Source organism: Candidatus Margulisiibacteriota bacterium (assembly GCA_018822365.1).
In the GTDB taxonomy this organism is placed as follows: domain Bacteria; phylum Margulisbacteria; class WOR-1; order O2-12-FULL-45-9; family XYB2-FULL-48-7; genus XYB2-FULL-45-9.
On sequence record JAHJKL010000042.1, the window covers coordinates 1 to 25,724 of the forward strand.

The 25,724-nt window shown below is 49.3% G+C and carries 26 protein-coding genes; 17 read left to right on the top strand and 9 right to left on the bottom strand.

Annotated elements, in window-relative coordinates; translation table 11 throughout:
• The 3 genes from KKF06_03205 to mltG form a co-directional block, all read left to right on the top strand.
• Positions 1 to 1,487: hypothetical protein (locus KKF06_03205; protein MBU1616777.1), on the top strand; the 1,487-nt coding region annotated here is incomplete at its 5' end.
• Positions 1,484 to 1,915: a Holliday junction resolvase RuvX gene (gene ruvX, locus KKF06_03210; GenBank protein ID MBU1616778.1), complete on the top strand. Its 432-nt coding sequence runs from the start codon at positions 1,484 to 1,486 to the stop codon at positions 1,913 to 1,915. The genes KKF06_03205 and ruvX, both read left to right, overlap by 4 nt.
• 55 nt (positions 1,916 to 1,970) lie before the next feature.
• Entirely contained in the window at positions 1,971 to 2,969 is a 999-nt protein-coding gene (gene mltG / locus KKF06_03215) for an endolytic transglycosylase MltG (GenBank protein MBU1616779.1), read from the top strand.
• 5 nt (positions 2,970 to 2,974) lie between these two features.
• On the opposite strand, the gene guaA is transcribed toward mltG, so the two are convergent.
• The 6 genes from guaA to KKF06_03245 form a co-directional block, all read right to left on the bottom strand.
• A complete protein-coding gene (guaA, locus tag KKF06_03220; protein MBU1616780.1) occupies positions 2,975 to 4,534 on the bottom strand; it encodes a glutamine-hydrolyzing GMP synthase in 1,560 nt (519 codons plus the stop codon).
• A 31-nt stretch (positions 4,535 to 4,565) separates the two neighbouring features.
• Positions 4,566 to 4,835, bottom strand: coding sequence for a hypothetical protein (locus KKF06_03225; GenBank protein MBU1616781.1), 270 nt, complete (start codon positions 4,833 to 4,835; stop codon positions 4,566 to 4,568).
• 71 nt (positions 4,836 to 4,906) lie between these two features.
• Positions 4,907 to 6,067 (bottom strand): GuaB3 family IMP dehydrogenase-related protein, encoded by a 1,161-nt coding sequence (locus tag KKF06_03230; GenBank protein ID MBU1616782.1) that lies wholly within the window; start codon positions 6,065 to 6,067, stop codon positions 4,907 to 4,909.
• Positions 6,068 to 6,080: 13 nt separating this feature from the next.
• Positions 6,081 to 7,139, bottom strand: coding sequence for a trypsin-like peptidase domain-containing protein (locus KKF06_03235; protein MBU1616783.1), 1,059 nt, complete (start codon positions 7,137 to 7,139; stop codon positions 6,081 to 6,083).
• Positions 7,136 to 7,411: a YgiT-type zinc finger protein gene (locus KKF06_03240; protein ID MBU1616784.1), complete on the bottom strand. Its 276-nt coding sequence runs from the start codon at positions 7,409 to 7,411 to the stop codon at positions 7,136 to 7,138. The genes KKF06_03235 and KKF06_03240 overlap by 4 nt, the downstream gene beginning before the upstream one ends.
• Before the next feature lie 13 nt (positions 7,412 to 7,424).
• Positions 7,425 to 7,937, bottom strand: a complete 513-nt coding sequence (locus KKF06_03245; protein MBU1616785.1) for a hypothetical protein — start codon at positions 7,935 to 7,937, stop codon at positions 7,425 to 7,427.
• Positions 7,938 to 8,062: 125 nt separating this feature from the next.
• On the opposite strand from KKF06_03245, the gene KKF06_03250 reads away from it, so the two are divergent.
• The 4 genes from KKF06_03250 to KKF06_03265 all read left to right on the top strand — a co-directional run bounded on the left by KKF06_03250 (position 8,063) and on the right by KKF06_03265 (position 12,340).
• Positions 8,063 to 9,310, top strand: coding sequence for a serine hydroxymethyltransferase (locus tag KKF06_03250; protein ID MBU1616786.1), 1,248 nt, complete (start codon positions 8,063 to 8,065; stop codon positions 9,308 to 9,310).
• Between the two features lie 78 nt (positions 9,311 to 9,388).
• Positions 9,389 to 10,072 (top strand): cell division ATP-binding protein FtsE, encoded by a 684-nt coding sequence (ftsE, locus tag KKF06_03255; GenBank protein MBU1616787.1) that lies wholly within the window; start codon positions 9,389 to 9,391, stop codon positions 10,070 to 10,072.
• Entirely contained in the window at positions 10,062 to 10,952 is an 891-nt protein-coding gene (gene ftsX / locus KKF06_03260) for a permease-like cell division protein FtsX (protein MBU1616788.1), read from the top strand. Before ftsE ends, ftsX begins: the two co-directional genes overlap by 11 nt.
• Before the next feature lie 38 nt (positions 10,953 to 10,990).
• Entirely contained in the window at positions 10,991 to 12,340 is a 1,350-nt protein-coding gene (locus KKF06_03265) for a peptidylprolyl isomerase (protein MBU1616789.1), read from the top strand.
• A 3-nt stretch (positions 12,341 to 12,343) separates the two neighbouring features.
• On the opposite strand, the gene KKF06_03270 is transcribed toward KKF06_03265, so the two are convergent.
• Positions 12,344 to 13,786, bottom strand: coding sequence for a phosphoglucomutase/phosphomannomutase family protein (locus KKF06_03270; GenBank protein MBU1616790.1), 1,443 nt, complete (start codon positions 13,784 to 13,786; stop codon positions 12,344 to 12,346).
• Positions 13,710 to 15,695: a penicillin-binding protein 1A gene (locus tag KKF06_03275; GenBank protein ID MBU1616791.1), complete on the bottom strand. Its 1,986-nt coding sequence runs from the start codon at positions 15,693 to 15,695 to the stop codon at positions 13,710 to 13,712. The genes KKF06_03270 and KKF06_03275 overlap by 77 nt, the downstream gene beginning before the upstream one ends.
• 66 nt (positions 15,696 to 15,761) lie before the next feature.
• Between KKF06_03275 and aroQ the strand changes: the two genes are divergently transcribed.
• Both aroQ and KKF06_03285 read left to right on the top strand, forming a co-directional pair.
• Positions 15,762 to 16,193, top strand: a complete 432-nt coding sequence (gene aroQ / locus KKF06_03280) for a type II 3-dehydroquinate dehydratase (protein MBU1616792.1) — start codon at positions 15,762 to 15,764, stop codon at positions 16,191 to 16,193.
• Positions 16,190 to 16,864, top strand: coding sequence for a M24 family metallopeptidase (locus KKF06_03285; GenBank protein ID MBU1616793.1), 675 nt, complete (start codon positions 16,190 to 16,192; stop codon positions 16,862 to 16,864). The genes aroQ and KKF06_03285 overlap by 4 nt, the downstream gene beginning before the upstream one ends.
• Here the strand turns inward: KKF06_03285 and KKF06_03290 are convergent.
• Positions 16,847 to 18,349: a tetratricopeptide repeat protein gene (locus KKF06_03290; GenBank protein ID MBU1616794.1), complete on the bottom strand. Its 1,503-nt coding sequence runs from the start codon at positions 18,347 to 18,349 to the stop codon at positions 16,847 to 16,849. The genes KKF06_03285 and KKF06_03290 overlap by 18 nt on opposite strands.
• 138 nt (positions 18,350 to 18,487) lie before the next feature.
• On the opposite strand from KKF06_03290, the gene ispD reads away from it, so the two are divergent.
• The 8 genes from ispD to KKF06_03330 are packed head-to-tail and all read left to right on the top strand — an operon-like array spanning position 18,488 to position 25,713.
• Entirely contained in the window at positions 18,488 to 19,147 is a 660-nt protein-coding gene (gene ispD / locus KKF06_03295) for a 2-C-methyl-D-erythritol 4-phosphate cytidylyltransferase (GenBank protein ID MBU1616795.1), read from the top strand.
• Between the two features lies 1 nt (position 19,148).
• Positions 19,149 to 19,622 (top strand): divergent PAP2 family protein, encoded by a 474-nt coding sequence (locus KKF06_03300; GenBank protein MBU1616796.1) that lies wholly within the window; start codon positions 19,149 to 19,151, stop codon positions 19,620 to 19,622.
• Positions 19,603 to 21,477: a 1-deoxy-D-xylulose-5-phosphate synthase gene (gene dxs / locus KKF06_03305; protein MBU1616797.1), complete on the top strand. Its 1,875-nt coding sequence runs from the start codon at positions 19,603 to 19,605 to the stop codon at positions 21,475 to 21,477. The genes KKF06_03300 and dxs overlap by 20 nt, the downstream gene beginning before the upstream one ends.
• A 47-nt stretch (positions 21,478 to 21,524) precedes the next feature.
• Positions 21,525 to 22,409, top strand: a complete 885-nt coding sequence (locus KKF06_03310; GenBank protein MBU1616798.1) for a hypothetical protein — start codon at positions 21,525 to 21,527, stop codon at positions 22,407 to 22,409.
• Positions 22,410 to 22,430: 21 nt separating this feature from the next.
• On the top strand, positions 22,431 to 23,996 hold the full coding sequence (locus KKF06_03315; GenBank protein MBU1616799.1) for a formate--tetrahydrofolate ligase: 1,566 nt from the start codon (positions 22,431 to 22,433) through the stop codon (positions 23,994 to 23,996).
• Between the two features lie 41 nt (positions 23,997 to 24,037).
• Positions 24,038 to 24,478, top strand: coding sequence for a hypothetical protein (locus KKF06_03320; GenBank protein ID MBU1616800.1), 441 nt, complete (start codon positions 24,038 to 24,040; stop codon positions 24,476 to 24,478).
• A gap of 15 nt (positions 24,479 to 24,493) precedes the next feature.
• A complete protein-coding gene (gene folE / locus KKF06_03325) occupies positions 24,494 to 25,051 on the top strand; it encodes a GTP cyclohydrolase I FolE (protein ID MBU1616801.1) in 558 nt (185 codons plus the stop codon).
• Positions 25,048 to 25,713, top strand: a complete 666-nt coding sequence (locus KKF06_03330) for a hypothetical protein (GenBank protein MBU1616802.1) — start codon at positions 25,048 to 25,050, stop codon at positions 25,711 to 25,713. Before folE ends, KKF06_03330 begins: the two co-directional genes overlap by 4 nt.
• Positions 25,714 to 25,724 lie beyond the last annotated feature (11 nt).

Genomic DNA, 25,724 nt, shown 5'->3' on the forward strand with positions numbered 1-25,724 from the left:
ACCTGCCCGCTTTTGAAAAGGAAATGGAAGGGCAAAGAGATAGGGCCAGGCAAAGCGGGATAAACGGAGAGAAAAAGGCGGACCTGGGGGGGCTTGATCTAAACCAGTTGAAACCGACCCAGTTCATTGGTTACGATAAGTTTACAGCCGAAACCAGGGTCGCGGCTGTCTTTCCGGACCAAAAGCTGGTTGCTCTGGAAAAAACCCCTTTTTACGGCGAGAGCGGCGGCCAGGTTGGCGATACCGGGATGATCGCTTTTGACGGCCAGGAGATATTGGTTTCAGGAACGATCCTTACCCCGCAAAAAGTTATTCTTCATCAGGTCGATGACCTTAAAGGCCTTAAAGTTAACAACAAGGTTAAAGCTCAGATCGATATTTCAAAACGTCTGGCGACCGCCGCCAACCATACCGCGACCCATCTGCTCCACAAGGCTCTCCGCGAGATCTTGGGAGACCACGTCAAACAGGCCGGCTCTTACGTTGGCCCGGACAAACTTCGTTTTGATTTTACCCATTTCAAGGGATTGTCGGAAGAAGAAAAAATGAAGATAGAACAATTGGTCAATGATAAGATCAAGGAAAAAATTAATGTCGACATCCTCAAGAAGCATTACCAGGCCGCGGTAGACATGGGTGCCATGGCCCTTTTTGGCGAAAAATACGGGGACGAGGTCAGGGTCCTGAAGGTTGGTTCCTATAGTCTGGAACTTTGCGGCGGGACCCATGTCCGATCAACCGGAGAGCTCCTTTTCTTCAAGATAATTTCCGAAGGGGCGCTGGGATCGGGTTTACGCCGGATCGAAGCGGTCGCCGGACAAGCAGCCAAGATCTGCGTTGTTTTTCAGGCCAAAGAGCTTTATGGCGAAGTTGAAAAGCTGGTCGGCAAATACCGGCGGTTGCAGCGCCGCAAGGTCGAATTAGGCGGCGAAGAGGGGTTGGAGGCCAATATTTTTGAGGTTGAACCGACAGAACTGGAACGCCTGGCAAAGGCGGTCGATAATCAAGAAACCAGAGTCGTCGACCAGTTCTTGAACCACCTGGCGGGGCGTGTCGACTGGATCAAGGAACGGATCGTTAAAATAGAAAAGGAGATCCGCTCGCTTGAAGAAAAAAATGCTTCCAGGTCAGGCGGAGAACTTGCCGCCTCCGCGACCGAGATCAACGGACGCAAGGTCTTGCTTAAAGAATTTAACGATCTTTCTATGGAAAGTTTAAGGCTTTTCTCCGATTCGCTCCAAAGCACCCTCAAATCAGCGGTCATCCTCCTCTGTTCGACCGCAAACGAAAAGCTGGTCTATCTGATCACCGTTTCACCAGACCTGATCACCCCTCAATTGTCGGCCAAAGTGCTGGCCGGTATCTTTGCCGGCGTGGTTGGCGGCAGGGGGGGAGGGAAAGAGACCAAGGCTGAAGGGGGAGGGAAGGAAACGGTAAAAGTTGCCGAAGCGCTTGCTAAAGTCGGCGATTACCTTAAAACCTTATGAACAGGATCATGGCAATTGATCTTGGGACAAAACGGATCGGCATCGCAGTTTCCGATCTCCTTGGGTTAACCGCCCAACCGGCAACTGTCCTGGAAAAAAAGGCGGACGGAAGCGAACTTGATGATTTGGCCAAGCTTATTGATAAGTACGGCAATGTCAGTGAGCTGTTGGTCGGACTGCCAAAGACCTTGAAAGGGGAAGAAGGTCCTGCCGCGCAAAACGCCAGATCATTTGCCGAACAACTGAAAGAAAGATTCAAGCTTAAAGTCACCCTTTGGGACGAGCGTCTGACCACCGCCGCCGCGACCAAGTTCCTGATCAGCGCGGGGGTTTCCCGGGCGGATCGAAAAAAGGTGATCGATAAAAGTGCCGCGGCCGGGATACTGCAGAACTATTTGGATAGATTGGGAAAGCGGGAAAGCACTTAGCGGTAAACATATGAAAGATACCTAACCGCGCACTTAAGTGCGCGGTTAAAAGATTATGAAAAACAATATTATACTAACAACCATCGCTTTTCTGATCGTTTGTCTTGCCTTTATCCTTCAGCCGGCCAATCCCTTTGACCGGCAAGGGACGCTGGTTGCGATACCAGCCGGAAGTTCGGCAAAACAGATCAAGGCGATCCTGGCCCAAAAAAGGCTCTTGCCGCCACGGAGCAGCTTTCTTATATTACTTAGGCTATTCGGCCTGCAGGACAAGGTCAAAGCCGGCGAGTACCTGATCTCTCCATCCATGTTCCTTCCGGAGATCATTATAAAATTGGTGGCGAACGAAACAGTTCCGCCAAAGCAGATCAGGGTAACCTTTCCGGAAGGAAGTTCGATCTATAAAATGGGGGAGATCCTGAAAGCCTCCAGGTACCTGCAGTGGCAAGGCTTTCAAACGCTGGTCAATGAAGGGATTACGGCTGAACGCCGGGCAAAACATTACAAGATCTTCCGCTATATCTCAAGCGAATCGCCTGAGGGCTATCTTTTTCCCGATACCTACGATTTTTTCCCGGAAGCAAGCTTAGATCTGGTCGTCGAGACAATGCTAAGGCGGTTTGAGGCGGTTATTCTCCCATTCTGGGATAAAGAAAAAGGCAAGACCAAGCTGACCCTTCATGAAATATTGACCCTTGCCTCGATCGTCGAGAAGGAGGCAAAGATCCCGGCGGAGAGACCGATCATTGCTTCGGTCTTTTATAATCGATTAAAGATCGGGATGCCTCTAGCGGCCGACCCCACGGTCAAATATGCCTTGGAAAACCCGTCTAAAAAGGTCTTTTTAAACCAGTTGAACGTCGATTCACCTTACAATACATATAAGCGGGCAGGGCTTCCACCCGGCCCAATCTGCAACCCGGGACTTGATTCGATCAAAGCGGCGATAAATCCTGCTAAAACCGACTTCCTGTTCTTTGTCGCGCGATCAGACGGAAGCCATAAGTTTAGTAAAAGCTTTGAAGAACATAAGAAGGCCAGAGGAAAGCGGTAGTAGCGCTATTCCCACTCAATAGTCGATGGCGGCTTTGAGGAAATGTCGTAGACCACACGGTTAATTTCCGGAGTTTCATTAATTATCCGATTGGAAATAATTTCGAGTAAATCGTAGGGGAGCCTGGCCCAATCGGCGGTCATTGCATCCTTGGACGTGACCGCCCGGACCGCTATAGTATTGAGATAGGTCCGTTTGTCCCCCATTACCCCGACAGTCCTGATAGGGAGCAGGACACCAAAGGATTGCCATAATTCTTTGTAAAGACCAGCTTTTTTAACTTCGGAAACGATAATATCATCGACCGCTTGAAGGACCTTTACTCTTTCGGGTGTCACTTCTCCAATGATCCTGATCGCCAGACCCGGTCCGGGGAATGGCTGGCGGCTGATGATCTCATCCGGAACACCAAGTTCGCGGCCAAGCGTCCTGACCTCGTCTTTAAAAAGGAGCCGGAGCGGCTCAATAAGTTTAAAGCCCATTTTTTCCGGCAAACCGCCGACATTGTGGTGGGTTTTGATCTTTTTGGCTGCTTTCCCGGTTGTTGACCCTGGAACCGCGCTTTCTATAACGTCAGGATAAAGGGTTCCTTGGGCAAGAAATGGGATCTGGCCAAGTTTTTTTGCTTCTTCTTCAAATGTCCGGATGAAATTCTCGCCGATCAGTCTCCTTTTCTGTTCCGGATCAATGATCCCGTTAAGCTTGCCAAAAAAACGAGTTGCAGCGTTAATATTGAGGAAGTTAACCTTGAATTTTTTTGTAAAGAGTTCGTCGATCTTTTTGGCTTCATTTTTACGCATGAACCCCTGATCAATAAACATGCAGATCAGCTGATCGCCGATCGCTTTGTGCATCAAGGCGGCGACAGTCGTTGAGTCGACCCCGCCGGAAAGGGCAAGGAGGACCTTTTCCCGGCCAACCTTTTCACGGATCGATCTCACTTGTTCTTCAATGAAATTCGCGGTCGTCCAGGTAGGCTGACAGCCGCAAACAACGTAAACAAAATTTTTGATAACCTCGATCCCTTTTGGCGTATGGACGACTTCGGGATGGAACTGGACGCCAAAGATCTTTTTAGACGGATCCCCGGCGGCCGCATATTTGGTGTTATCTGTGTGGGCGATCTGTTTAAAGCCGGGAGGGAGCTTCATGACCGTGTCGCCATGGCTCATCCAGCACTGTAAATTAGTGTCGAGTCCGGCAAAAATATTTGCCTGGTCGTCGATCGTCAGATCTGCTTTGCCGTATTCTCGTTTTTTTCCTTCCTTAACTTCGCCGCCAAGATCTTTAGCCATCAGCTGCATCCCATAACAAATGCCTAAGACCGGAATACCGGTTGTCCAAAGCTTTGGATCAGCCTTAGGTGCGTCTTCTTCATAGACCGACGCGGGGCCGCCGGAAATAATTATTCCTTTGACCTCTTTTTTGATCAATTCAGCGACCGGGATATCGTGAGGGAAAACTTCGCAGTAGACATTGCATTCGCGGACGCGCCGGGCGATCAGCAGGGAATATTGAGCTCCAAAATCAAGGACCGCGATCAGATCATGTTTTTGCTGCGTCATGGCACAGTATATCACAGAGTAAATATTTTTTTCAAATCATTTTGAGGCTGTGAACTTCACTATCGTGCCGATGCTCTTGCAGTTCGCTGTCGATATGCTCAACATAATGTTTAATATCTTTAACATCTTTCTCTAAATGATCAACCGATTTTTCTAAATTATTAACCGATTTATCTAAATTGTTAACCGATTTTTCTAAATTATTAACCGATTTATCGATCCTTAATACATCGCTTTTTGTCGCCATTGTTCCCAGGATCAAATCTAATTTTTCCCGCATTTCTTTTATTTTATTCTCCATTTTACCCAACCTCCTCTGTCTTCTGTCCCGCCTTCGATTCCGCCCTTTGTCTTGCCCTTTGCTCCGCTTTTTTACTTATACATTCCCAGCGACTGGGCTTTTTGATAAACCTTCCCTTCGGTCAGGATCGAAGGGGCAATGACCACATCGACTTGCTGCATTTCTTTCAGATCAGCCGCTCCCAGTGTTCCCATCGAGGTCCGGAGGGCGCCGACAAAGTTCATTGAGCCGTCGTCGAATTTTGCCGGTCCATGAAGGATCTCTTTGAGCGGAGCGATCGTCCCGACCCGGATGCGCGAACCGCGCGGCAGGGTGGGTGAAGGGGTCGCCATTCCCCAGTGAAAACCGCCTCCGGGAGCTTCGGTCGCTTTGGCGATCGGGGAACCGATCATTACCGCGTCGGCGCCGCAGGCGATCGCTTTGCATACGTCTCCGCCGACTGCCATTCCGCCGTCGGCAATGATCGGGACATAAACATTGTTTTCTTTAAAATATGAATCGCGGGCGGCGGCGCAGTCGGCGATCGATGTTGCCATGGGAACGCCAACCCCAAGTACACCGCGGGAAGTACAAGCTGCCCCCGGTCCAATACCAACCAGGACTCCAGCGACACCTGTGCCCATTAAAGTCAAAGCGACCTCATAAGTAACGCAGTTGCCGACCAAAACCGGAACTTTCATCATCCTGCAGAATTCCTTGAGATCAAGGATCTTGGAGCCGGTTGATTTGTGCTTGGTCGAAAGGACTGTCGACTGAACGACAAAAATATCAACCCCCGCGTCACGGGCTATCTGGCCGAATTCCAGGGCATCCTGAGGAATGGAAGAGACCGCGGCGATCCCGCCGAGCGATTTGATCTCCTTGATCCGTTTAACGATCAGCTCTTTCTTGATCGGTTCAAGGTAGATCTTCTGCATCAACTCAACATATTTTTCTTTTTCGACCAGGGAGATCTCTTTAAGCACCTTTTCCGCGTCTTCGTACCGGGTCCAAACCCCGTGCAGATTGAGGACCCCGAGACCGCCGTTCTTGCTCATCAGCACTGCGGTTTTGGGGCTGATCACGCCATCCATGGCCGAAGCAATGATCGGGATCTCAAGCTTCTTCCCGCCGATAGAGACCGAAACATCGGTATCTTCAGGATTTATGGTAACTATAGAAGGGACGAGGGAAATTTCGTCAAAACCGTAAACTCGACGGGTCTTTTTTGATTTACCAAGTGAAATATCCATTTTATTCCTCCAATTATGGTTTTTCCGCGATCTTGCCGGTCAAATAAATGACCCGTCCGTCACGGTATACTTTAACTTTTATCTCAGCGCCGGGATTCAGCGCGGCTATAGCTTCGTGCATATCATTAGCGGTTGAAACTTTAACGCCGTTGACCTCCCGAAAAACATCGAATTTCCTGAGTCCCATCGTTTGGGCAGGACTACCATTGATGATGTCCAGAATTACCGCACCATCTAACATCGGGAGGTCCAAATAATTTGCGACCCGGCCGTCAACATCCTGCATGTAAACCCCCAGCCAGCCGCGGATAACCCGGCCATTATCGATCAGGGCTTGCACGATCTCGTTGGCTGCGTTGACCGGTATCGCAAACCCAATACCCTGTGCGCCGGAAACGATCGCCACGTTGACCCCGATCACTTCCCCTGATAAATTAAGAAGCGGACCGCCGGAATTTCCCGGATTAATGGCTGCGTCAATTTGGATCAAGTTCTTTTTCCCAAGATCACCCAGCACCCGCCCGGTCGCGCTGATGATCCCGGCGGTGACGCTGTTGGAAAAACCATAAGGATTGCCAATGGCAATGACCCATTCTCCCGGCCGTAAGCTGGCCGAATCACCAAGCGGCAGGATCGGCAGCTCTGCCCCCTGCGGATCGATCTTGACGATCGCGATATCAAGGTCGGGGTCAGCGCCGGCTATCTTGCCGTTATATTTTTTGCCGTTTCGCGCGGTAACAATGATCTCGGCAGCGCCTCGAACAACATGTTCGTTGGTCATGATGTAACCACGTTTATCGATAATAAAACCGGAACCGGCGCCTCGCTGGGGGATTATCCGCTCACGGGAAAAACTCCTGAATTCCGGCATCACCCCAAAAAAATCGTTCGTATTAAAAAAAGGGGAGGTGCGGATCCTGACATTTTTGATGATATCAATGTTAACGACCGCGTCTCCTTCGTTCTGGACAATGTCGGCGATCGTTCCCTGATCGATGGGGCTGGACTGGGCAAAGGCAACAGCCGCGCAAAAGAGAGAAAAAACAAGAAAGTTTGCCAATTTTCTGGTCATTTTTTCCCTCCTTTTTTCTTAGCCTTCTTTTCTTTGGCCCTTTGTTTCGCCGCCTCGATCATGTTTTCGAATTCTTCCATGATCGGCTCCGGTATCCAGTTTTCGCCGCAAGTCTGGCAAACATAGGCGGGAACCCCTTCCATCATGTAAAGCTTTCCTCCCTGATAATCTTCGAGGTTAACCTTTTCAAAATTAAGCGGTCCGCCACAGGCCTGGCATTCGCTCGGAGCGGCTTCTTCGTTCAGATCTTTAAGACCATTTTTGTCTGCCATTGGGTTGGGGTGATTATACTAAAAAATGAGAGGAGGTGCAAGGGAAGTGGTCAGAGCACAGAAAAAAGTTTATCAAGCCAGCCATTAGTTTGCAGGTGAACAATATACTCGGATGAAGCGGAAGGGAAATAATCGCTCTCGGCGGGAGCTGAGCAAGGACCAGAGGTAAAAGCTTGGTATTGGCAAAAACTTCCAATTTGCGATCGTCCCAACCGGTGGAAAGCTGGTCCAAAACCGCTGTCGCTTTCCGGTTTCCATCAGCTGCCAGTTCCGCGACCTTTTTGACCATAATATTCCATTTAAAATCAGGGCGGAGGGCCAGTTTCAGGACCGCTTCAGGCTCGGATGAGTCCAGCCTCGGTTCCAATTGGCCATCGAAGTACAGCTTTGCCAAATACTTGGCAGAAGCAAAGGGGAGATCGGTGTCGCAATTTCCCGGCTTTCGTTCAGATCGACGGGGCGGGACCGAAACGATCTTAACCTTTCCGTAACCGGCAAAACGCTGTAATTTTTTAATAATACTCATGTTAAATTGATATCAGTGAATCTATCAAGAAATTTCATCGCTTATATTTATTCTTTGAATATTTTCCTCTAATTGCCGGTCACTTTTCTTTATGATATACTAGGCCCACAAGAGGGGAGATCAGTATGCATTTTAATATCGACAACATCAGGAAAAACGACCCGGAAGTCGCTTCTGCTCTCGACAAGGAATTTGATCGCCAGCAGACCAAGCTTGAGATGATCGCCTCCGAAAACTTTACCTCCCGCGCTGTCATGGAAGCGTGCGGTTCGGTCATGACCAACAAATACGCCGAAGGCTACCCGGGAAAACGCTATTACGGCGGCTGTCAGTTTGTCGACCAGACCGAAACCCTGGCGATCAACCGGGCCAAGGAGCTTTTTGGCGCCGAGCATGCCAACGTTCAACCGCATTCCGGTTCCCAGGCCAATTTTGCCGCTTATTTCGCCCTGATAAAACCAGGTGATACCGTCATGGGGCTCGACCTCTCTCACGGTGGCCATTTAACTCACGGCTCGCCGGTCAATGTTTCCGGGATGTACTTCCATTTTGTTTCTTACGGTGTCCGCAAAGATAACGAAACGATCGACTTTGACGCCCTGCGAGCCGCAGCCAAAGAACACAAACCAAAACTGATCGTCACAGGCGCTACCGCTTATCCCAGGATCATTGATTTTATAAAATTCCGCGAGATTTGCGACGAGACCGGAGCCCTCCTGATGGTCGACATCGCCCATATCGCCGGGCTGGTCGCCGCCGGACTCCATCCATCGCCGGTCCCAATGTCTGAAGTGGTCACTTCCACAACCCATAAAACCCTGCGAGGGCCGCGCGCCGGGCTCATCCTTTGTAAAGAAGGTTATGCCAAAGCGATCGATAAAGCTGTTTTTCCCGGTATCCAGGGTGGGCCGCTGGAACATGTTATCGCCGGAAAAGCGGTATGTTTCAAAGAAGCGCTCACCCCGGCTTTCAAAACTTACCAGGCGCAGATCGTAAAAAACGCCAAAGCGCTGGCTGACGGATTGACCAAAGGAGGGCTCCGCCTAGTCTCCGGCGGGACCGACAATCACCTGGTACTGGTCGATCTGCGCCCGTTCAAAGTAACCGGTAAAGTAGCCGAGCTGGCGCTTGACGAAGTCGGGATCACCGTCAACAAGAATACCATTCCTTTTGATCCGGAAAAACCGTTCGTCACTTCCGGCATCAGGATCGGCACCCCCGCGCTGACCACCCGCGGGATGAAAGAACCGGAAATGGCCTTGATCGCCGATCTGATCTGCCGGACATTAAAAAATCCAGGTGACCAAAAAGTCAAAACCGAGATCGAGAATAAAGTCGCGGAATTAAGCAAGCAATTCCCGCTTTATAATTAAAACCGACTTGGAGAAACTATTAACCTGTGGCTGAACGCCGCGGTAAACAATGATATTTATTCTCGGGTTAAACAATAAATGATTGAATTGATAAACGTAACCAAGAGCTTCGCGAATGGGATCCATGCCCTTAACGGGATTAATCTGCATATCGGCAAAGAAGAGTTTGTTTTTCTGGTCGGCTCGTCCGGGGCGGGAAAGACCACTTTAATGAAAATGCTTTACCGCGACGAGATCCCCACGTCAGGTAAAGTGATCGTCGACCGGATCAACGTTACCGAGCTTGATGCCAGCCAGATCCCTTATCTGCGCCGTAATATTGGAATTGTTTTCCAGGATTTCAAACTTTTACCTAAAAGGACCGTATACGAGAATGTTGCCTTTGCCCTTAGGGTTACCGGAGCCCTTCGCTCGACCATCCGACGCAAAACCATGCAGGCCCTGGAGCTTGTTGGACTGCTTCGACGGGTCAACTCTTTTCCCGACGAGCTCTCCGGCGGGGAAAAACAGCGGTCGTGCATAGCCAGGGCGATCGTCAATAATCCGCCGATCCTTTTGGCTGACGAACCAACCGGCAACCTTGACCCGGCTACCTCATGGGACATTCTTCAACTTCTCGATAAGATCAACAAACGGAATACCACCGTGGTCGTTTCGACCCACAACAAGAACATTGTCGATGAAATGAAGAAGCGGGTCATTGAACTTGAGGGGGGGAGGCTGGTCCGCGACCAGCAATTAGGGACTTATCATGTTAAGTAGCCTTGAGTTTTTTATTGTTGAAGCGTTTCGCTCGATCCGCCGATCGGCACTAATGAGCTTTGTCGCCATTGCTACCATTATTGTTTCACTGACCATTTTCGGGCTATTTCTCCTGTTGATCATGAACCTGGGAAATATAGTCGGGGGGATATCTTCGCGAATGGACCTTGTCGCCTATATTTACAAAGACCTTTCTCTTGATGACGCCGGAATGATCCAGATAAAGATATCTAATATTCCAGGTGTTGAAAAGGTCGAATTTACTTCAAAAACTGAAGCATGGAATAACTTTAAAGATGAATTTAACAGCAAACTGAACTTGAATGATGTTGTTTATGACAATCCTCTGCCGCACACGTATATGGTGAGGGTCAGGAACGCCGACATGCTCCCCCAGGTTGCCAAAGAGATCTCTTCGATCGATGTTGTTGATGAAGTTAGGTATAATGGGAAGTTGATCCAGCAGATAAAATCTTTGATCAGTGCGGTTCGGGTTGGAGGGACCGCGCTAGTGGTCATGCTGTCCCTGGCCACACTACTTATAGTGGTTAATACGATCAGGTTAACGGTTATTGCCAGAGAAACCGATATTTATATAATGAAACTGGTTGGCGCGACCGATAATTTTGTTAAATGGCCGTTCATTATTGAAGGGATCATTATTGGGGTGATCGGAGGGCTAACCTCTCTACTTATTCTAAAGCTTTCATATGAAGCGGTTGTCTCCCGTATTCTGCAAGCCCTGCCGTTTTTACCGCTAATAACAGATTACGGCTTGCTGCTGGCCATTTACACCACTATGTTTTTCGGCGGAACTGCCCTGGGAATGATCGGTGGCTACATTTCCGTGTCGCGCGTCCTGAAAGACGAAATGCAATAATAACCGGAGGAAGTTTATTCCGGGTAAAGGAGAAGGTTATGTTAACATGGTTCAGAAAAAATACAAAAGGGATTATGATCACGGTCGCGGTTGTTTTTATCGGGTCGATGTTTTATGGTTTGGGTTATTCCCGTTTCAGCGAACAAGGATCTGATCAGCCCAAGAAACCATCAGGATTAGCCAAGGTCAATGGGGAAGAGATCAGCGTCCAGCGTTATCGGGAATTAATAAACCGGATCGCGCAAAACAGCGGCCGCCAGGTCAGTGCCAGGGATCTGCCTTATATTGAATCCATGGCTTTGGGACAAACCATTGATTTTACCATTATACTTCAGGATGCCAGGAAAAAAGAGCGGGTAAACGGCAGCGAGATCGATTCCGTCCTTGATAATATCCAGACCCAAAACAAGCTGGCTAACAGAGGAGACCTGGAAAAAGCGCTCAAGAGCTCCGGTTTTACTCTGGGAAGTTTCCGTGATTTTATTCGCGACGATATTCTGGTCCAAAAGAGGCAAATGAAGCTTCGGGAAGGGGTCTCGGTAACTCCTGACGACCTCCGCGAGATCCGCGCCTCACACATCCTGGTCAAGGAAGAGCCTAACGCCAAACTGATCCTGGAAAAAGTCAAAAAGGGCGAGGACTTTGCCAAGCTGGCCAAGCAATATTCGACCGATTCGGGCAGCGCGGTCAAAGGGGGAGATCTTGGTTATTTCTCCACCGGGATGATGGTCAAACCCTTTGAAGAAGCGGCGTTCTCACTGAAAAACGGTGAGGTTAGCGGCATTGTCAAAACCCAGTTCGGTTATCACATAATTAAAGTGGTCGATTCAAGACTTCGCAAGATCGACTCGGCCAAAGGGAATATTGATGAAGTATTGCTGAAGCAGAAACAGCAAGCGGTTTTCAACCAATGGCATAGCGAACTCCAGTCCAAGGCCAAAGTCGAGATCGAGGAGCCGACCCTATTGGCCCATTCATACCGGAGCCAGGGAAAAAATGCTGAAGCGGCCGCTGAATATAAAAAAGCGATCACCTTCAATCCGGCCAACGCGTACCTTTATGTCTTCCTGGGCGACACCTACATGACCATGGGACAGAAGGATCTGGCCCTCGCCGCTTACGTCGATGCGGTCAAAACCGAGGGAGGCAATCCGGATCTTTACCTGATCCTGGGAACAACCTACAACAAGCTGGGTAAAAAGGCGGAAGCGGCCGAACAGTTCAATAAAGCCTCACTTATTGCCGGGGACGACAAGGGATTGCACGAAAACCTGCTTAAGGTCTTTAAGGAATTAAAGCTGCCGGCTAATATCGCCAGAGAGAATGCGGAGCTTGCCCGAATCGCTAAAAAAGAACAGTTTGAAAAATCACTGACTACCGGGAAATAAGGGCTAGATCAAGGCCGCTGCTTCCTGCAGGAAAAAGTCAACTTCTGCCTGGGTGCGTCCTTCTGCGTAAATCCGCAGAAGCGGTTCAGTCCCAGAAGCGCGAAAAAGTATCCAGGCATTGTCTTCAAAGGTGAATTTCAAGCCGTCCAGCGTTTCGGTTTTGGCGATCTTCTTACCGGCAAAAACGGCCGGAGGGGACTGTTTTAGTTCTTCAACCTTCTCGGGTCCTTTAGTCGTGCGGATGTCGTTCCGGTTATAATAGTAATATCCATATTTAACCATTAATTCATCCGCGATCTTCGCGAGAGTTTTTTGTTCTTTGGCCATTAACTCCAGGAGCATCAGGCCTGCCAATATCCCGTCCCGCTCCGGAATAAAACCATAAATTCCCATCCCGCCGCTTTCCTCTCCACCCAGGACAACCTTTTTTTCCAGCATTTCTTTAGCAATATATTTGAAGCCGATCGGCTTCACCTCAAGCGGTACTTTATAGTCGGCGCACATTGAGTCGACCAGGTTGCTGATATTAAATGTCTTGACCACTGTACCGGTCAGCTTCCGGTTCTCGTGCAAATGCTTGAGCAGAAGGGAAAATATCTTATGAGTGTTAATATATTCGCCGGTCTGGTCAATGCCGGCAATCCGGTCAGCGTCGCCGTCGAGAACAATGCAAACCGCCGGGCTGGTCAGCCTGGCGCCAAAAGTCTTCATAAAATTGATGGAACTTTGCAAATTAACGGCCAGCGGCTCCGGATTGATCCCGCCAAAAGTTGTGTCCCGCTTCCCGCGGATCTCGGTAGCTTTTATCCCCAGCTTCGCGAAATAACCTGCGCCGCTCCCGTGCATCGGATCAATAACTATTTCGAGGCCCGCTCTGTTGATCGTTTTAATATCAGCCAGTTCCGACAGCTTGGCCAAATATTCCGGGTCAGGGTTAAATTCAACCAAATTCGCCGAAGACGGGGTAATTTCCAACAGATCGGTCAAATGAGCTTCAACGCCCCGGGTCGTTTCCGGGAAGGCAGAACCGCCAAAAGCCTCTTTGATCTTAAATCCATTGTAATCCGGAGGATTATGCGATGCGGTTATCATGATCCCGGCAGCTAAGCCGCGGTTTTTAACCGCGTAAGATACGACCGGGGAGGGGACAGAATGTTTGGTCAGATAAGCCTTGATCCCGGCGCCGGAAACAACCTCGGCCGCTACCCGGGCAAAGACCTCGGAGTTGGCTCGATTGTCGTAACCGATCGCGATACCGGAAAGTTCACCTTTTTTTTGCAAATACCTGACCAGGGCCTGGGTCACCAGCTCAACATTGGCTTTGGTAAAATCTTCAGACATCTTTGCCCGCCAGCCATCGGTCCCAAATTTAATTGTCACCATTGACCTCTTCCGGGGCAGGGTCGCCATCAGGTAATTTCCGGGGAGCAGAAAGTGATTGAACATCTTCCGGGGCAGGGTCGCCTTCAGGGGGCTCTTCACCTTCGGCATTGATCTTATTTTCCTGGATCACGGTCTCTTCGGGGATCTGCGGCTTGGGAAAATCAAGCGGAGCCATCTTTGCCAGGGCGACAGTATTATAAGCTTTCCAGATCCGCGGGCAAACCCCGACTTCCGCCACCCCTTTCATCGGAGTATTATCGTCATTTCCAACCCAAACACCGGTCACCAGCTGTGGGACAAAACCAATAAACCAGGCATCTTTGAATTCCTGCGATGTCCCGGTCTTGGCGGCGGCCGGCCTGCCGATGTTTGCCCGATAACCGGTCCCGCGAGAGATCACTCCGCGCATCATGTCGACCATGATCGCCGAGACGTTCGGGTCAAGGACTCGCCGCTCAATTATCTTGTTTTGATAAAGGACCACTCCATCCCGGTTTTCGATCTTCACGATCGATGCCGGTTCGACCCTGATTCCATTATTGGCCAGGACCCCGTAAGCCGAGGTCATCTCAAGAAGGGTCACTTCCGATGCGCCTAGCGCCAGGGAAAGGGAAGGCTCCAAATGGCTGGTAATCCCCATTTTTTGAGCAACGTTGATCGCGTTGGGGATCCCTACGATCTCCAAAAGCTTGATTGCCGGGATATTGAGCGATTTTTCAAGGGCGGTCCTCATGGTCACCGCCCCATGGAACTTACTGTCAAAATTTTGCGGTGTCCAGGTCCCGTCCGGGTTCCATTTGTTGACCCAGACCTTGAAAGTGGTCGGCGTATCCTGAAGGAGGGTATAAGGCATCAATCCCTGTTCGATCGCCGTAGTGTAAACGAACGGTTTAAAAGAAGAGCCTGGCTGGCGTTTGGCCTGGGTCGCCCGGTTAAATTTGCTCTCCAGAAAATCGGCCCCCCCAACCATCGCTTTGATGTAACCGGTGGTTGGATCGATAGACATTAATGCTCCCTGGGTAAATTTGAACTTCGGCCCTTCGTTCTTTATAAACTCAGTCACCGCTTTTTCTGCGGCAAATTGCATTGAGGTGTCCAGGGTTGTGTAAACGCGGAGGCCGCCATGATAGATCATATCCTGACCGTAAAGGTCGGTAATCTCCTGCAGGACATGGCTGATAAAGTAGGGGGCGATCTCTCCCCGCATCTTCAGGTTCTGCGGAAAAAAGCTTAGCGTTCCCGCGGCCGCCGCTTTGGCTTCTTTTTCATCAGCCAGATGATGCTCGATCATCCTGTTCAAGATATCGATCTGCCGAAGCTTGGCCCCTTTTAAGTTGCGATAGGGAGAATAGAGCTCCGGCCCGCGAATAATTCCGGCGATCATGGCCGATTCCGCCAGGGTCAATTCCGACGCATGTTTGTTAAAATAAAGATTGGCGGCTGATTCTATCCCGTATGTGTTATGGCCCAGGTAGACCTGATTAAGATACATTTCCAGGATCTCTTCTTTAGTGTAGCGGCGTTCCATCTGAACCGCCAAAACCGCTTCAGCCAGCTTGCGGGTCAGCGCTTTTTTCTTGGTCAGGAAAAGATTCTTGGCCAACTGCTGGGTTAAAGTGCTCCCCCCCTCAACCACCCGGCCATAAGCAAAGTTTTTGACCGCCGCCCGGGTGATCCCGAGAAAATCAAGGCCGCGATGATGATAAAAGTTTGGATCTTCAGTCGCGATCACCGCTTTAATAAAGTACGGATTGATCTTTGAGAGCGGGACCACCTGGCGGTTTTCTTCCTGGTGAAAACGGGCCAGGATCTTGCCGTCGGCCGCGTAGAGGATGGTGCTTTCGCTTGGAACATACGAGTTGATCATTCCCACATCAGGAAGCTGCTGCACTATTTGAAGGGAAGCGCCAGAAACCGACGCGATAATAATTAAAAACATGATCAGAACGATCCGTCCGGGCCGAATTTTCATAATGAAATTATAACATGTTTTGTTTTGCTTGATAAGAAATACTCCCTGTGATATATTTTAGGCATCATGAAGATCCTGGTTATCCATGGGCCGAATTTATCTCTGCTGGGTGAGAGGGAAACCGATGTTTACGGCAGGCTGACCCTGGAAGAGATCAACAACTCCCTGCTGGAATCAGCCAAAAAAGAAGGAGTAGAGCTTGAGATAGTCCAAATGGACAGCGAAGGTGAGATCGTCGAAAAGATCGGCGCCGCGAGAAAACAGTTCCAGGCCCTGCTGATCAATCCGGGCGCTTACACACATTATAGTATCGCGATCCGCGATGCGGTCGCCGGAGTAAAGATCCCGACCGTTGAGGTCCATCTCTCCAATATCTACGCCCGCGAAGAATTCCGCCAGAAATCGGTCATTGCCCCGGTCGCGGTCGGCCAGGTTTCCGGCTTTGGCCTCAACAGCTATCTTCTTGGCCTCAAGGCGGCTATCGCCATCGCCAAATGAACCCCAACCAACAGCGGGCGGTCGAGATCGCCCGCGAGGTGATGAATAGCCTCCGGATCAAAGCCGGTCAAAGCGAAAAAGAAATCTCCGCCCGGATAATAAGTGAAATTAAACGCCGTGGCGCTGAACCATCTTTCCCGGTGATTGTCGCTTCAGGGGTCCGCTCGATCGATCCTCACGCCAAACCATCTAAAAATAAGATCAAAAACGGCGAGCAGGTCATGGTCGATCTGGGAGCAAAGTACAAAGGGTATTGCTCCGATATCACCAGAATGTTCTTTGTCGGCAAGCCAACCAAAAAATATCTTCACTATTACAATATAGTAAAAACAGCTCAAAAAATGGCGATCGCGGCTGTTCGGGACGGGGCTTATTGCCGCGATATTGATCTGACCGCCCGTACGTATATTAAAAGGTTATGCTTCAAAGCCTGCCATATCAAGGAAAAGGACTGCCCCGGCGAATGTTTTATTCATACCACCGGCCATGGGGTTGGGAAAAAGATCCATCAGTCCCCCAGGATCTCTCTAAAAAGCCGGGCAAAATTAAAGTCCGGGATGGTGATCACGGTTGAACCAGGCATCTACATTAAGGGGTGGGGAGGGATCAGGATCGAGGACATGGTCCTGGTGACCAACAAGGGTTGCCAGGTTTTAACGAACGACCATTAAGGGGATTGGATTCTTGATTAGCAGATTACTGATCCAGCTCAAAAGAGCCCGCCCATAGCCAATGAATCCCGAGATAAAAGTCCTTTCCATCAGATTGACTTTCGCCAGACCAAGCCAGGCTGCTGTTGAACGATTGTTCATTTTTATCGCTTGCATGAACATCCCGCGGGCGGTCGCGTAATCTTTGTTCCGAGAATACGCTTCACCCATCAGCTGCCAGAGAAAAAATGTGCGGTCAGCCGGTTCGATCGAATCAATGTAATTTATTACCTGATCCGGACCGGCCGTAATAGCGGCGTTAAACGCCCGCATCGCTTCTTTAGCGTAGCGCAATTTAACCAGGACCTCTCCCAAATAACAATAAGCGTAAGCATTGGTCGGATGTTCATCGATAACTTCATGCAAATAATTCTTCGCATCGATCAAACGTCCGGACATGATCATGGCCAAAGCTTTGTTGTTGACCGCTTGAAGGTACTGCTTGTTTATAGCTATCGAAATATCAAAACAACGGATCGCCTTATCAATATCCCCTTCCCGGTTTCGCTGTATAAATGAAAGGCCGAGGTTGTTAAAAATGATCGGGTCATTCAATCCCCATTTAAGCAGCAACTCCAGCATTTCGATCGCTTTGTCCAGGTCCCCCTGATTGGCCCGCCAATACGCTTCGTTCGCATAATGCTTGAATATCCCGATATTATCGCCAACAACAGTGTCCGGTTTGACCGATAATCTCTCTAGCCTCGCTTCAGCCGGATCAAGACAATAATATTTATTGCCAATCGTAACAATCACATTAGCATGGGTCTCTCCGCGAACCAGGTTAAGTTCGGCTTTTATCCCGGCGATCCGAAGCATCGAGATCAAAAGATTGCTGAATTCACAGCAGGTCGCCACTCTCTCTTCTTTGGAAGCGTCGATCAGCTCATGGGGGAGAGGATTGCCGCATTTCTGGCGCAGCTTTTCATCTGCTTTTTCACTGTAAATAACCTCTAATCCTCCTTCCTCTTCAGCCGCCCCGCGAAAAGTGCAAAAATCGGCTTCGTAGAACGAAGCATTATCCCTGAAACTAGGATTGAGGGTTATCCCTTCGATTTTGATCTGTTTTGTCGGGTGAACGATTGAACATAAAAATAGAAAAGCTATCTTCAATGGAGCGGCTTGCGGCTCATTTTGGATATATATACGGTAGCGTGACAATAACGAGTGAACATGACTTTGCACCGTTTCATTGGTGATATTATAGGGGTTTTCCAGGCCGTGTTCCGCCATAAAATCGGCGATCGGCTTGTACGCGACAACATTATTTAAAACAGATGGGTTAACCACCATCGCGAACATATCCCTGGTTGTGCACTGGGAAGGGCGCAGGCCTTCTAATTGTGGGCCGGCATTAACTCTTTCAACCAGAGCTCTTCGCACGGTGCTATTGCTCCCGCTCATCAAGCCTCGGCGCATCTCATAAACCGCTGATCTTTGTCCCATTATTAAGCTCTCCTTGGCTCTATTAATGAATAAACCGCTTACATGTATATTATCGTCACTTTATAACAATAATTTCATTGGGCAGGCGGCTTTTTTCTCCTTTTGACCCTTCTTTTTATGTGATAAAATAACTATCTTATGAAAACTATCGCCATTATCGTCGCCGGAGGAAAGGGGAGGCGGATGGGGCAAGACAAGCAATTTTTGCCGCTGGCCGGCCAGCCAATGATCGCCTGGAGCCTGGCCGCTTTTGAAAAGAGCAAAGAGGTTGACGGGATCATTCTGGTGGTCGCGAAAAACAATATCGCCAAAGCAAAAAAGCTGAAAAGCAAAAAATTGCTCGCCATAGTTAAAAGCGGCGCCGAGCGACAGGATTCTGTCAGCAACGGCCTAAATCTTTTGCCTAAAACAGCAGAGATCGTCCTGATCCATGACGGGGCCAGGCCGGCGGTCACCCCGGAAAGTATTATCGCTTCGATCAAAACGGCTAAACGCCGCGGAGCGGCAGTGGTGGGGGTCCCGGTAAAAGATACGATCAAATTGACGAAGGGTCGAATATCCATTATTAAAACATTGGATCGAAAATATCTCTGGGCGGCGCAGACACCGCAAACATTTAAGGCCTCCTTATTATTGAAAGCTTATGCTAAAATCAAGAAGTTATGCACCGATGATGCCATGGTCATGGAAGCGGCCGGATATCCGGTCGAAATGGTCATGGGAAGTTACCAGAACATTAAAGCCACGACCCCGGAAGATTTGGAATATCTGGAGACAGTCCTGGCAAAAAGGAGATAACGTGGATTACCTCGTCACTTGGTTTCTGGCCCTGTTAAACAACTTCCCTTTTGTCGCCGTGGTGGTTTCCTGGTTCATCGCCCAGTCGCTAAAAGTTTTTTTCTACTGGTATAAAGAGGGGGTTCTTTCTCTCTGGCACTTTTTTGAAGCGGGAGGGATGCCCTCGGCTCATTCGGCTTCGGTCACCGCCTTGACCCTGGCGATCGCGATGACCCAGGGATTAAACTCTCCGCTTTTTACCATAGCACTCGTATTTGCCTTGATAGTTATGTACGACGCGACCGGTGTCAGGCGGGCGGCCGGCAAGCAAGCGGAGATCCTGAACAGGGTTGTTGATGACATCTATTCAAATGGCCGGGTTAAGGTCGAAAAACTAAAAGAGATCCTTGGCCATGAGCCAACCGAAGTTTTTGCCGGGTCCGCTCTGGCAATCGCTTTAACTCTGGTTACCTATTATGTCTACTTTGCTCGATAAAATTAAGTTGCCGGAAGCGCTCCGGGAGCTTTCAACCAAGCAATTAGAAGATCTCTCCTTGGAAATAAGGCAAAAGATCATTGAGGTTACCTCCCAAAATGGCGGACATGTCGCTCCCAGCCTGGGGGCGGTAGAAATAGCGGTTTCTCTCCATGCCTCCCTTAATAGCCCTCAAGACAAGATCATTTGGGACGTCGGGCATCAGGCGTATGCCCACAAGATCCTGACCGGGCGCCTAGCCAGATTCCAAACCCTGCGCCAGGAAAACGGTCTTTCCGGTTTCCCGAACATTGAAGAGAGCCCCCATGACCCATTTACCGTTGGCCATGCTTCGACCTCTATCTCCCAGGCGGTCGGGCTGGCGCACGCCCGCGACCTGGCAGGGGAAAAACACCATATTGTGGCGGTGATCGGCGATGGATCGCTCTCCGGCGGCCTCGCCTACGAAGCGATCAACAACTCGTCGACCCTAAAAAGCAACATGATCGTTATTCTCAACGATAACGAGATGTCGATCTCCAGGAACGTTGGCGCTCTTTCCAATTATTTGACCAAATTCTCGACCAGCGGCGCTTACGTTGAACTGCGCAACCGGATCGAAGGGATCGTCAAGAAGATCCCGCGGGTCGGGGTTCCCCTTTTTGACGCCGCCAAGACCTTGAAGGACAGGACCAAACACATTGTCGTCAGCTTCAAGGTCGACGTTATTTTTGAACAGTTGGGTTTCAAATATTTTGGACCGATCGACGGCCACAATATTCCGCTGATCATGAGCACCCTTCACCACGCCAAGGATATCCAGGGACCGGTCCTGATCCACGTCATCACTAAAAAAGGGAAGGGGTACCTGCCGGCCGAAAAAGAGCCGACCCGTTTTCACGGGACTGGACCGTTCGATATTAAAACCGGCGCCGCTCAAAAAAGCGATGGGCCAAAAAGCTATACTGCCGTTTTTGGCCAGACAATGGTCAAAATGGCCAATGCCGATCCCAGGATCATTGGTGTCACCGCCGCTATGATCGACGGGACCGGTTTTGAAGATTTCTGCCAAAAGCACCGGTCGCGATTTTTTGACGTTGGTATCGCCGAAGAGCATGCCGTCACTTTTGCCGGAGGGCTGGCCAGGGGGGGATTCAAACCATTTGTCGCCGTCTACTCGACTTTTCTGCAACGCGCTTACGACGAGATCGTTCATGACGTCTGCCTGCAAAACCTGCCGGTCGTCTTCGCGATCGACCGGGCCGGGATCGTCGGCGAGGACGGAGCTACCCACAATGGCATTTTTGATCTGGCCTTTCTCCGCTCGCTTCCAAACATAGCGGTCATGGCCCCTAAAGATGAGAACGAATTCCAGCAGATGCTTTACAGCGCCAGTCAGGCTAAGGGACCGGTCGCTATCCGTTATCCCCGGGGGAGCGGCATAGGCGTCGATCTGAATAGCGAGTTCAATGAACTGCCGATCGGACAGGGAGAGATCGTTTATAAAGGCAAAGGAGAGAAAGGAAAGGTCGTTGTTTTTGCTATCGGTTCAATGGTCTACCCGGCAATTGAAGCGGCCAGGATCGCCGAAACCGAAGGGAAAAAAGTTACGGTCATTAACGCCCGCTTCGTTAAACCGCTTGACCGTGAACTTATCCTGAAGGAAGCAAAAAAAGCCGAGAGGATCGTCACCGTTGAAGAAGGGGTCCTGGAAGGGGGCTTTGGTTCCGCCGTCCTGGAATTATTGACCGAAGAGAGGCTGAACAAACCGGTCAAGCGTCTTGGTTTCCCTTCAAAGTTCATTGAACACGGCAAAAGAGCCGATATCCTTGAAAAATACGGTCTCTCCACGGACAAAATCGCCCGATCTTTATAGACCAAAAACTGAAATTTTCCATTTTTTTCATCGAAGACGTTATAGCCATGTCATTTATAAGCAAACCGGTCCCGCCCGCTCTTTTAGGACCAAGGCCTAATGGATCTTATCAACAAATAGGGGGAGCCGAAAAAAAACAAACATTATCTCGCCTGCAAAAATTGCGGTTGGATTTCCCGTCTCCTGGAGAACAACTTACTCCTGTTGCCAGAAGAAAAATCGATGAAGCCTATGACATTTTTGTATTTGAAAGCGTCTTTGAAAGCAAGCCCCCTTTAATAATGTATTATTTTGCGGCGCGTATTGCTGAATGCAAGTTTTTTCTTGGTGATACTAAGAAAGCTCTTGATCTGCTAACAATGATTGAAGGAGGGATCAAAGGTCTGCTTAATAATGACGAACGGAGCGATTTATTGCTTAGAGTTATCGAGATTTATCGCAAAAATAACCTCTTTGATGAGGTGGCTCGCGCGACTGAATTAATTGAAGATCAACATACTAAAATTGAAACTCATTTTCAAACCGTTGAGTATTTTGGCTCAAGTGGGGAAATCGTCCTTGCCATCAGAGTAATCAATCAATACATCTGCCCAGCGGCAGAAAAACAAGAAGACAAGAAAGAAAAAACGGCCATACTACTTACAGCCGCCCGTCTATTAATCAGGTTCAACCTGAAGCTTGATGCTAAAATAATCCTGAAAAAAGCCGCTGAACATCTAAATGGCATGGATTATTTACCCTTGGAAGAAATCGCTGTTTTACTGGCTAATATTGGGTATTTCGATGATGCAGTTCATTTATTAACCGATAATTGGTTTCACGAGTCTATTCTTTCTGGTAAAGGAATTGATCCTACTAGTATCAGGGAAACTATTATTAAAACCAGATTTCCATTGTTTGCTCAAACCTGGGAGCAGTTTGCCCGCCGCTAGCTTTCATGTTATATTTTACCTATGTTGACAGATATTGAGATCGCCCAACAAGCCAAACTTAAAACGATCAATGAGATCGCCGGCAATGCCGGGATCGACCGGAATGATATAGAACTGCACGGCTGTTTTAAGGCCAAGATAAATCTTGACGCTCTAAAAAAGAGAAAAAAGAACCGGAGCGGCAAATTGATCCTGGTCACCGCCATGACCCCGACCCCACAGGGGGAAGGAAAGACCACCACCACCATCGGCCTGGCCCAGGCCCTCCGCAAGATCGGGAAAAGATCGATCGTTTGCATCCGCGAGCCGTCGCTCGGCCCGGTCATGGGAATGAAGGGAGGGGCGGCCGGCGGAGGTTATTCTCAAGTCCTGCCGATGGAAGATATCAACCTTCACCTGACCAGCGACATCCATATGGTCACCTCGGCCCACAACTTGCTGGCTGCTATGCTCTATAACCATATTTACCAGGGAAATGAACTGCAGATCGATGAACAACGGATCGTCTGGCGCCGGGTGATGGATATGAACGACCGTTCTCTGCGCGGCCAATTTGATATTACGGCTTCATCGGAAGTCATGGCTATACTTTGCCTTTCCACCAGTTTAACTGACTTAAAGGATCGCCTGGGCCGGATCATTGTTGCTTATGATAAGACCGGCAAGCCGGTCCGCTCCGCCGATCTTAAAGCGCAAGGGGCAATGGCCCTTTTGCTTTGGGACGCTTTAAAGCCGACCCTGGTCCAGACGATCGAAGGATCACCGGCCTTCATCCACGGCGGCCCTTTTGCCAACATCGCCCATGGCTGCAATTCCCTGGTCGCCACCCAGCTGGCCCTTAAATTGGCCGACTATGTGGTCACCGAAGCCGGGTTTGCCAGCGATTTGGGAGCGGAAAAGTTCTTTGACATTAAGTGCCGGGTCGGGAACCTCTCTCCGTCGGCTTCGGTCCTGGTCGTCACCAGCCAGGCGATCCAGCGGCACGGCTATGAGAACGTCGCCAAGCATGTCGAGAACCTCCATCAGTTCAACGTGCCGGTCGTCATCGCCATCAACAGGAAAGTAAATGACTCACCGGAAGAACTGGCTGAAATCAAAGAAGAGTGCGAGCGCCTGCATGTTCCGGCGATCGTTTCCGATGTCTGGGCCCTGGGGGGAGAAGGCGGGAAAGAGCTGGCAAAAATGGTCCTGAAGGCGATCGACAAAAAACTTACCTATAAACCGCTCTATCGCCTGGAGCAATCGATAAAAGATAAGATCGAAAAGATCGCCCAGGATATTTATGGGGCGGCCGGAGTGGCCTGGACCGACAAGGCGACGACCGATCTCGCCTTTCTCAAACAGCTGGGGATGGACCATTTTCCGGTCTGCGTCGCCAAGACCCAGTATTCATTGAGCGATGACCCAAAGCTATTTGGCACCCCAAAAGATTTCAAGGTCACTATCAAGGAGCTCAAGCCCTCGGCCGGAGCCGGGTTTATTGTCGCTTACGCCGGCGAGGTCATGACCATGCCTGGGCTCCCCAAACATCCGGCCGCCGAGAATATGGACATTGACGAAGAAGGGAAGATCGTCGGTCTGTTCTAGCTTTTACTGAAATAATTAGTTATATAGTCCGATAAAACTGCATGATCAAGCCCGTTTCATTTCAAACACATCCGTCTTTTGTCTTGCGCAGGGCAAGAGGGATTTTTGCCTACGAAAAAACCATGCGTGCGCTGCGGCAAAAGATCCTGGACGGCAGTTTTAGGCCGACTTACAATCGCGATACAGCTAATTTTAACTTTCGAGAAATGCTCTTAAGGCCTTATGAAAATGGAAAATACTGCGTCCATTTGCCGAAATATTTTGATGAATGGCAGGATTTATTTGAAGATATTTTCCGAAAAATGAATTTTAGCCGTGAAGTCGTAGTCGGGCGTGAAAATTTGACCGGCAATCGATTTCCGCCAAATATCAGGCAAATCCATTCACATATTATCCGCGACCAATTGGTTATCCTATCCATCCTGGAAAATTGGCTTTATTATAATAAGGACATTTTAAATGACTTGGTCAATAATTTTTAGTGGTATAATTACATAATGATCAACAAGAAAAGGATAGAAAAAGCGGTTAAAGAGATCCTGTTGGCGATCGGAGAAAAACCTGATCGCGAAGGGATAAGCTCGACCCCCAAGAGGGTCGCCGAGATGTACGCCGAACTATTTTCCGGCCTCCATGAAGATCCCGCGCATCATCTAACAACCTTTAAGCAAGGTGAACACGAAGAGATGGTTATGCTTAAAGAGATACCATTCTACTCAATTTGCGAACATCATCTTGTTCCATTCTTTGGGAAAGCGCATGTAGTATATATACCAACCAAAGGGAACGTCACCGGACTCTCCAAGCTGGTCAAGGTAGTGGAGGGGTTCGCCAAGCGGCCGCAGGTCCAGGAACGGCTGACCAGCCAAATTGCCGACTGTCTGATGGCCAAGCTCAAACCGCTCGGCGTTTTAGTGATAATCGAAGCCGAGCACCTCTGCATGTCGATGCGTGGGATAAAAAAGCCCGGGACCAAGGTCATTACTTCTGCGGTCCGCGGTGTATTTGAAAAAGACGCCAAAGCCCGCTCGGAAGCACTTTCGCTTCTAAAATGAAAACCGTTTCCAACCGGCAGCTGGATCTGTTTGCGGTTATTTTTCTCTTGCTCTTTTTTTTAACCAACTTCTCTTACGCTAAAGAATTTGCCGTCACCATTGACCTTTGTCCTTCTCACAAGCCTTACGAAGCCAGACTGTTCAATTATCTTGACCATCTTGGCAAAAAATTAGGCAGACCGCTTCCTGTTGGGGTGAGTGTTTCCGGGAAATGGATCAGGCAGCATCCCAGGGAGCTGGAAAAGATCAAAAAGTGCTATCTCGACATTACCTGGATCAACCACTCATTGACCCATCCGATAGCCAACGATTTTCTCAACAATCCGACCGTCAACTTTACCCAAGAAGTTATGGGAAATATATATTTGATGAAGGCTAACGGCCTATCTCCATCAATATATTTCCGTTTTCCCGGGCTTCGACACAGCTCAGTAAGGCTGGCAGAACTTAAGGCGTTAGGCTATCGCAAACTTGATGCCGATGCCTGGCTCGCTAAAGGGAAAAAGATCAAAGACGGTTCAATTGTCCTGGTCCATGGAAATGGGAACGAGCCGAAAGGAGTAACTATATTACTTCGTTATTTAAGAACTCAGGAAAATGATATATTAAATGGAAGGATAAAAGTGGTAAATTTCAGGGAAATAAATACTAATAATATATAAGCCATTAGTAC